The sequence below is a fragment of the Aeromicrobium sp. CF3.5 genome (genome assembly GCF_051262695.1).
Classification (GTDB): domain Bacteria; phylum Actinomycetota; class Actinomycetes; order Propionibacteriales; family Nocardioidaceae; genus Aeromicrobium.
In genome coordinates, this window is record NZ_JBIMEZ010000017.1 from 1 (window position 1) to 6553 (window position 6553).

A 6553-nucleotide genomic window follows, 5' to 3' on the forward strand; every position below is an offset into this window, starting at 1 on the left:
CAGTGCTAGGCATTTCCCCTAGCACTGCTAGAGTTGGCTGTTGTCCGCACCTTGCACCCCGACGGTGCTCCGCGTACTTCGAGAAAGGCGATTCACATGTCCGTGACTCTCAGTCACCCCGAGGGCCTACTACAGCAGGCCGACTACGCACCCGTCGCTTCAGCGACCGGCTCCCGCACCCTTCTACTCGCTGGGCAGGCAGCAGTGACTCCTGCTGGTGAGGTGACGTCCACAGATCTGGCAGGCCAGGTCCAGTCCGCGCTCCACAATGTCGCGGTGGGAGTGGCCGGCGCAGGAGGACACATCAGCGATGTGGCTCGGCTGACGATCTACGTGGTCGGCTGGACACCCGAGATGGCCGAGCAGCTTCTCGACGGAACGGCCCGTGCCCAGGCGTCCGACGGGTACAGCGCGCCGCTGCCGCCCATCACCGTGATCGGCGTCCAGGCACTGTGGACACCAGAGCTTCTGGTCGAGATTGAAGCGACCGCCATCATCGATTGATCTACCCACAGTGCTTTCCGGTTTCAGCGCGTAGTGCGCTTGACGGTCTCCGCTTCTGCCCGCGTCGTTCGCGCTCGAGCCAGATGACGTTCTTCATCGTTGCACCGGACGAAACTCACGTTCGATTGGTGACATCGCACACTGGTCGCTGCGACGATCAGCGACCAGGCTCGTGGCATGAGCCTTGACCACACCACTCCCCCACGTTGCATCGAAGCAGGGGCGCCCGTGACCCGCTTCGCCCATCCGGTCGGGGGCCGTCGCGTCCTGATCGTCTCAGGCGTGGCGATGGCCGCGGCCATGATCCTCGCAGGATGCGGCTCGACGTCGACGTCGACGCCGCCTTTGGTGACCTCGCAGGACGTCACCGACACCACCCAGTTGATGATTGCCCTGAAGTCTTTGGAGTCAGACTTCGACGCTCGCGTCGGAATCGCCGCACTCGACACGGAGACCGGCACGCGAGTGGAGTTCAGGGCTACGGAACGCTTCGGGTACGCGTCCACGGTGAAGGCTTTTGTCGCAGCTCAGCTTCTGCGCGAGGTTGCACCCGCAGATCGTGAGGAGCTGGCGACCTGGGACCAGGCAGATGTCGACTCCGCGGGCTACTCCCCCGTCACCAGCAAGCATGTCGCCGAGGGGCTGACTTTCGCAGATCTCGCGGAAGCGGCTGTCCGCGAAAGTGACAACACCGCCATGAACCTCGTCCTCGAGCGCATCGGCGGTCCTTCCGCACTCGACGCCACCTTCGCACAGCTCGGTGATGCCGCGACCGAGGTCGTCAACGGCGAACCGGAGCTCAACACCATCCAACCTCACAGCACCGCCGACACCACGACACCGTCTGCGTTCACGACCAATCTCGCGGCCTACCTGGACGAGGCCGTGCTGAAGCCCAGCGACCGGGCCGTGTGGCTGGACTGGATGAGCGGAAACGCGACCGGCGACACCCTGATCCGAGCTGGTGCGCCCGAGGGGTGGGTCGTCGCGGACAAGTCCGGCGGTGCCGGCGGGATCCGCAACGACATCGCCCTCGTCACACCACCAGGTCGGCAACCCATCGTGCTCAGCATCTTCACGGCGAAGGACGACCCTGGAGCCGAGTACGAGGACGAACTGGTGGAACAAGCAGCCGCCCTGGTCCTGGACTCGTACCGCTGATCGATGAACGCGCGGCGCCTCGAGGCGCGATTCGCCGCTCACAGAGTTCGTGACCGCTCAGCGGTTCAGCACCACGTGCGGCCCACAAGCTCTTGACACGACGTCACTGGATCAACTGATGAATCCCACGCGATACTGGGATCGAGTGTGTACCCGAGTGAAAGTGATGCCGCAGTGGTAGTTCGTCGCATCACCCACGAGCCGGAGTCGACACCGCGGTTGAAGCGCCTGAACCTGATCCTGCTGCTTCCGATGATCACGGCTGCGGGAATCCTGCACATCGCCCTGGACGCCCAGAACTGGTGGCAAGCACTGGTTCTTGCCTGCGGCGTCACGGCAGGCATCGTGGGGTTCGTCTGGTGGGCCGGCGGGAGACTGATGATGGTCGCCGTGCCGTGCCTGCTCGTGGCCGGAGCCGTCTGGGTGTTCGGGGTTCTCGTGGCTGACAGCAGTGCTGCGCACATCGGTCTGCTCATCGTCGGACCACTGGTCATCCCAGAGCTGAAGCGGCTGCGTTTCACCGCTGCGGCTGGGTTGGTCATCTTCGTCGCCGCTGTCGGGTCGGCGAAGTTGTGGGGGTCGCCTGACGATCTTCGCAGTGACCTGATCGGCTTTGTCGTCCTCCCCGCAGTGATCATGGCCGTCGTGATCGGGTTGCGATTTCCCAACCAGACGTTCTACGACGTCGTCCGTGACCTGGAGGAGTCCCGAGAGCGTGAGGCCGAGATGGCTGTGATGCGCGAGCGAGTCCGCTTCGCCGGCGACCTGCACGACATCCAGGGCCACACCTTGCACGTCGTGAAGCTGAAGGTGGCGCTGGCCCAGAGGGTGCTGCGAGTGGATCCGGCCGGGGCCGAGGACCAGCTGCGCGAGATCCACGAGCTGGTCACGGACACGATCGGCAAGACCACCGCCCTGGCCTACGGTCAGCGGCGACTCAATCTCGAGGTGGAGATCGCCAATGCGACCAACCTGCTCGAAGCGTCGGGCGCCGAGGTCATCATCAGTCGAGACGGTGAGGCGAGCTCCGGTTGGAGCGACACGCTGAGCCAGGTGCTCCGCGAGACCACCACCAACATCTTGCGACATTCGCGGGCTCGGCACGTCCACATCGGGCTGGGGTCAACCGGTCTGGCGATCTCCAACGACGGAGCGAACGAGACGCGAATTCCGGAGCTTCGGGGGCTGGCCTCGTTGCGCGACAAGGTCGCGCAGAGCGGTGGGGTCCTGGACGTCAGGCAGGACGGCGAGAATTTCCGAACTGCGGTGACACTTGGTCGCGACGACATCGGTCGTGACCAGCCCCCATCCACAGACGTGCCGAGTGAGAGGTCCCGTCGATGATCACGATCGTCCTGGCAGACGACGAAGCGCTGTTGCGCAATGCACTGGCCCAGCTGTTGCCGATGGAGGCTGACATCGAGGTCATCGCCGAGGCGTCGACGGCTCACGAAGCGGTGGAGACGACGTTGCGCGAGCGGCCCGACGTCCTCGTCATCGACCTGGAGATGCCGGGTGACGATGGCTTGGCTGCGGTGTCGGCGATTCGACAGGCGCATCCCACCCAGGTGGTGCTCATGCTGACGCGTCACGCCAAACCGGGCGTTCTACGGCGGGCCCTGAAGCTCGGCGTGCAGGGGTTCGTCACCAAGGCCGCCGAGCCCGCACACATCGCCACCGTGATCGAGACGTTGCACGCGGGGAATCGATGGGTCGACCCAGAGGTCTCGGCCCGCGCAGTGATGGACGACTGCCCGCTCACGGACCGAGAGGTCGATGCCCTGCGGCTCACGGGCGAGGGCTACATGGTCGCCGAGATCGCGGCCCAGCTGTTCCTGGCCGAGGGAACGGTGCGCAACTACCTGTCCCACGCGATGAGCAAGACGCAGTCGCGCACGCGACACGAGGCGGCCCGGTACGCACGCGAGCACGACTGGCTCTGACGCCTCGCGATCGGCCAGCCATCTGCCGAACGTGTGACATCACGTCATCTGCATCACCTGACTCCCGTCACTCACATCGCTGACGCCGCGACCCTGTGACACCAGCTCGGATCGAGATGTCATGGGTACATGGCATCCACGACAGTCATCGACGTCCAAGGACTCAACCTCACCTACGGTGAGTTCCACGCCGTGAAGGACCTGTCCTTCCACGTGGGAAAGGGCGAGCTGTACGCCCTGCTCGGAACCAACGGAGCCGGCAAGACGTCGGCACTGGAGGTGATCGAAGGGCACCGAGATCCCACCTCAGGATCGGTGCGCGTCCTGGGCCACAACCCGAGGAATCGTCGCGAGACGCGGCACCGGATGGGCATCATGCTGCAGGAGAGTGGTTTCGCTCCCGATCTCACCGCGAAGGAGACCGTCGGTCTGATCGGAGGGCTGTCCAAGCGCACCGACCACGTCGATCGGGTCCTGGACGTCGTCGGCCTTCAGCACAAGGCACGGACCCGGGTCTCACAGCTCTCAGGCGGGGAGAAGAGGCGACTGGATTTCGCCACCGCTGTCTACGGTGCGCCAGAGCTCATCTTTCTCGATGAACCCACCACCGGGCTGGACATCCAGTCCCGAGACGACCTCTGGGACGCCGTGGATCGGCTACGCGAGGACGGCTCCACCGTGGTTCTGACGACCCACTACCTGGAGGAGGCGCAGCAGCGCGCGGACCGCATAGGACTCATGCACCAGGGCCGGTTCCACCGCGAAGGAACGGTGCTCGAACTCACCAGCACATTGCCTGCCGTCATTGACTTCCATCTACCAACAGACGCGCCGACACCACCGCTGGAGGCCACGCGGGCCGATCACGGCGCGTATCGGATCGAGACGTTCACCCTCGAGAAGGACCTACGCACCCTGCTCAACTGGGCCCATTCAGCATCGGTTCCCGTGAGTGAGCTTCAAGCAGGACCAACCCGACTCGACGACGTCTTCCGGTCGATCGACCGCGGATGACACCCGCCCCTACCAAAGGACATGACCATGCTTGACATCGCCAGGAGCGAGCTCACCCAGACGCTGAGGAACCGATCTGTGCTGATCACCAGCTTCGTGATGCCTGCGGCCGCCAGCGCATTCTTCATCTGGCGTCGCGACATCTTCGAAGAGGTCGGCCAGGGCTTCATCGCTGCCCTCGTGGTCTTCACCATTGCCGCGTTCGGCCTCTACGCAGTCGTCGTGACGTCCTTGGCCGGTCGCCGACAGACACTGTTCCTCAAGCGCCTGCGGTCCACGGCCGTGAGCGACACGAGCATCCTGAGCGGGTTGGTGCTCCCGCCTGCGGCTGTCGCTGCTGTTCAGATCACTCTTGTCCTGGCGGCGCTGGGGGTCGTCACCGATCCGCCGCGCCAGATCACCCTCACCGTGATCGGGTCGTTGCTCGTCCTGGCCATGATGATCGGGCTGGGCCTCGCCACCGCAGGCGTGACGAGCTCGCCGGAGCAGGCGCAGGTGTCGACGCTACCGATCAGCCTGGGTGTGATCGCCGTCGTCAACTGGGTCGGCATCACTGGTACAGAGGACCTCACGGTCATCAAGCGCGTCCTTCCCGGAGGTGCTGCCACCGAGCTCGTCGGCGGAGCGTGGGACGGAGTCATCGCCGGAGCCGACATTGCGCAGCTTGTCGTGCCCACCTTGGTCTGGGTCATCGTCTCGGCGCTGCTCGCCCTGAAGTACTTCCGCTGGGAACCGCGCCGCTAGAACTCGGGCCTACCGCTCGTTCCCCAACCCATGTTCGCCTTGAGGAGCATCATGATTCACCCTGACGACGCCAGCGCGATCACCGCGAACTCCCCCACCCCGACCCTTGCTGAGGACCTGCTTCTCATGCTCTTCCAGCCGCAGTCAGGGACCATAGTGGACGAGAACACTCTGTTCTACTCGCTGGCAGGAGCAGTGCTGGCCGAGCTCGCAATGCAGGGTCACGTGGACATCGCCCTGAAGCCTCGTTCGGTCCAGACCGTCTTGGCGGCCACTGGACCACCCTTGCGAGCACCGGTGCTCCAGCGCCTCGTCGAGCGGGGTGACATCCAGCGAGTCCCCCACAAGACCTTGTTCATCTTTCGCACCACCGCTCTGCGGGGCGGGGCGAACGAGCGCCGCGTCCAGCTGCTCGACCAGGCACGGAGGGTTCTGGTGGACGGCGAGAAACCCACAGCACGAACCGCCGCAGTCCTCGCACTCCTCTCGGGCAGCGGAACACTCCCTCAGCTCCACCACGAGATCCCCTGGACATCCACCGTCATCGCACGCGCGAAGGAGCTCGAGAACGGCAACTGGGGCGCAGGCGCCGCTGCGGAAGCCGTCGCACGAACGGTGACCGCCACCGTGATCAACAACGTCGTGGTCGCAGCAACCGTGCTGCCCAGGACGACCTGAGGGCCGAGGGAACCACGAGGACGAGCACTCGTGAAGTCCATACCGTCCTCAGGAGCATCAGGCGCGGCGGACAAGCCGCCTCCCGCGTCACTCGGACCAGCTACCGTAGCGGCGGATCTGAGCTGCTCAACAATCCCGAGTCGGTGTCGAACGAGCTTCTCGGGGCGAGAGCGGTCATCACGCGCTGCACGCCCTTCCAGCTCGAGGGACGGGCGTTCAGCCCGGTTGGCCAGGCGACGGTGAGAGGTCGTGGTCCCAGACGTCCTCGCTCTCGTGCTTGCCGATGAGGAGCCCACGTCCTTCGTGGTGGAAGTAGAACGACGTCGAGAGAAGTCGATCGTCGACGGGGTCGCCGGATCCAGTCCGTCCACCGGCTCGGTCACCACGATCTGGCGGCGCAGGGGGCCGCACCGGCAGGTCGACGCCGACCCACGTGCCGATCGTGGACGACCATGCGCCGGCTGCGCAGACCACCGACGGCGTCTCCATGCGTCCGCGATCGGTCTAGA

At 65.1% G+C, this 6553-nt stretch carries 8 protein-coding genes; 7 read left to right on the forward strand and 1 reads right to left on the reverse strand.

Translation table 11 applies throughout. The annotated features are described in order from the left end of the window. Window positions 1-96 precede the first annotated feature (96 nt). From ACHAA3_RS16645 to ACHAA3_RS16675, 7 genes are all read left to right on the forward strand, one after another. Window positions 97-504, forward strand: a complete 408-nt coding sequence (locus ACHAA3_RS16645) for a RidA family protein (protein ID WP_435710214.1) — start codon at window positions 97-99, stop codon at window positions 502-504. 177 nt (window positions 505-681) lie between these two features. Beyond that, window positions 682-1665 carry a class A beta-lactamase gene (gene bla, locus ACHAA3_RS16650; protein WP_435710215.1) on the forward strand — a complete coding sequence of 328 codons (984 nt, stop codon included), beginning with the start codon at window positions 682-684 and terminating at the stop codon, window positions 1663-1665. A 174-nt stretch (window positions 1666-1839) separates the two neighbouring features. Continuing rightward, window positions 1840-3009 (forward strand): sensor histidine kinase, encoded by a 1170-nt coding sequence (locus tag ACHAA3_RS16655; RefSeq protein ID WP_435710216.1) that lies wholly within the window; start codon window positions 1840-1842, stop codon window positions 3007-3009. Next, a complete protein-coding gene (locus ACHAA3_RS16660) occupies window positions 3006-3608 on the forward strand; it encodes a response regulator transcription factor (RefSeq protein WP_435710217.1) in 603 nt (200 codons plus the stop codon). Before ACHAA3_RS16655 ends, ACHAA3_RS16660 begins: the two co-directional genes overlap by 4 nt. A 129-nt stretch (window positions 3609-3737) precedes the next feature. Then, complete coding sequence (locus ACHAA3_RS16665; RefSeq protein ID WP_435710218.1) at window positions 3738-4622, forward strand: ABC transporter ATP-binding protein; 885 nt, start codon at window positions 3738-3740, stop codon at window positions 4620-4622. A 27-nt stretch (window positions 4623-4649) separates the two neighbouring features. After that, on the forward strand, window positions 4650-5366 hold the full coding sequence (locus tag ACHAA3_RS16670; protein WP_435710219.1) for an ABC transporter permease: 717 nt from the start codon (window positions 4650-4652) through the stop codon (window positions 5364-5366). A 51-nt stretch (window positions 5367-5417) separates the two neighbouring features. Next, on the forward strand, window positions 5418-6044 hold the full coding sequence (locus ACHAA3_RS16675) for a GOLPH3/VPS74 family protein (RefSeq protein ID WP_435710220.1): 627 nt from the start codon (window positions 5418-5420) through the stop codon (window positions 6042-6044). A gap of 216 nt (window positions 6045-6260) precedes the next feature. On the opposite strand, the gene ACHAA3_RS16680 is transcribed toward ACHAA3_RS16675, so the two are convergent. Continuing rightward, complete coding sequence (locus tag ACHAA3_RS16680) at window positions 6261-6533, reverse strand: hypothetical protein (RefSeq protein WP_435710221.1); 273 nt, start codon at window positions 6531-6533, stop codon at window positions 6261-6263. Window positions 6534-6553 lie beyond the last annotated feature (20 nt).

What these genes read in the sequence shown, in the direction of transcription:
- ACHAA3_RS16645 (WP_435710214.1), top strand. Translation starts at nt 97, where the DNA reads ATGTCCGTGACTCTCAGTCACCCCGAGGGCCTACTACAGCAGGCCGAC.
- bla (WP_435710215.1), top strand. Translation starts at nt 682, where the DNA reads ATGAGCCTTGACCACACCACTCCCCCACGTTGCATCGAAGCAGGGGCG.
- ACHAA3_RS16660 (WP_435710217.1), top strand. Translation starts at nt 3,006, where the DNA reads ATGATCACGATCGTCCTGGCAGACGACGAAGCGCTGTTGCGCAATGCA.
- ACHAA3_RS16665 (WP_435710218.1), top strand. Translation starts at nt 3,738, where the DNA reads ATGGCATCCACGACAGTCATCGACGTCCAAGGACTCAACCTCACCTAC.
- ACHAA3_RS16670 (WP_435710219.1), top strand. Translation starts at nt 4,650, where the DNA reads ATGCTTGACATCGCCAGGAGCGAGCTCACCCAGACGCTGAGGAACCGA.
- ACHAA3_RS16675 (WP_435710220.1), top strand. Translation starts at nt 5,418, where the DNA reads ATGATTCACCCTGACGACGCCAGCGCGATCACCGCGAACTCCCCCACC.
- ACHAA3_RS16680 (WP_435710221.1), bottom strand. Translation starts at nt 6,533, where the DNA reads ATGGAGACGCCGTCGGTGGTCTGCGCAGCCGGCGCATGGTCGTCCACG.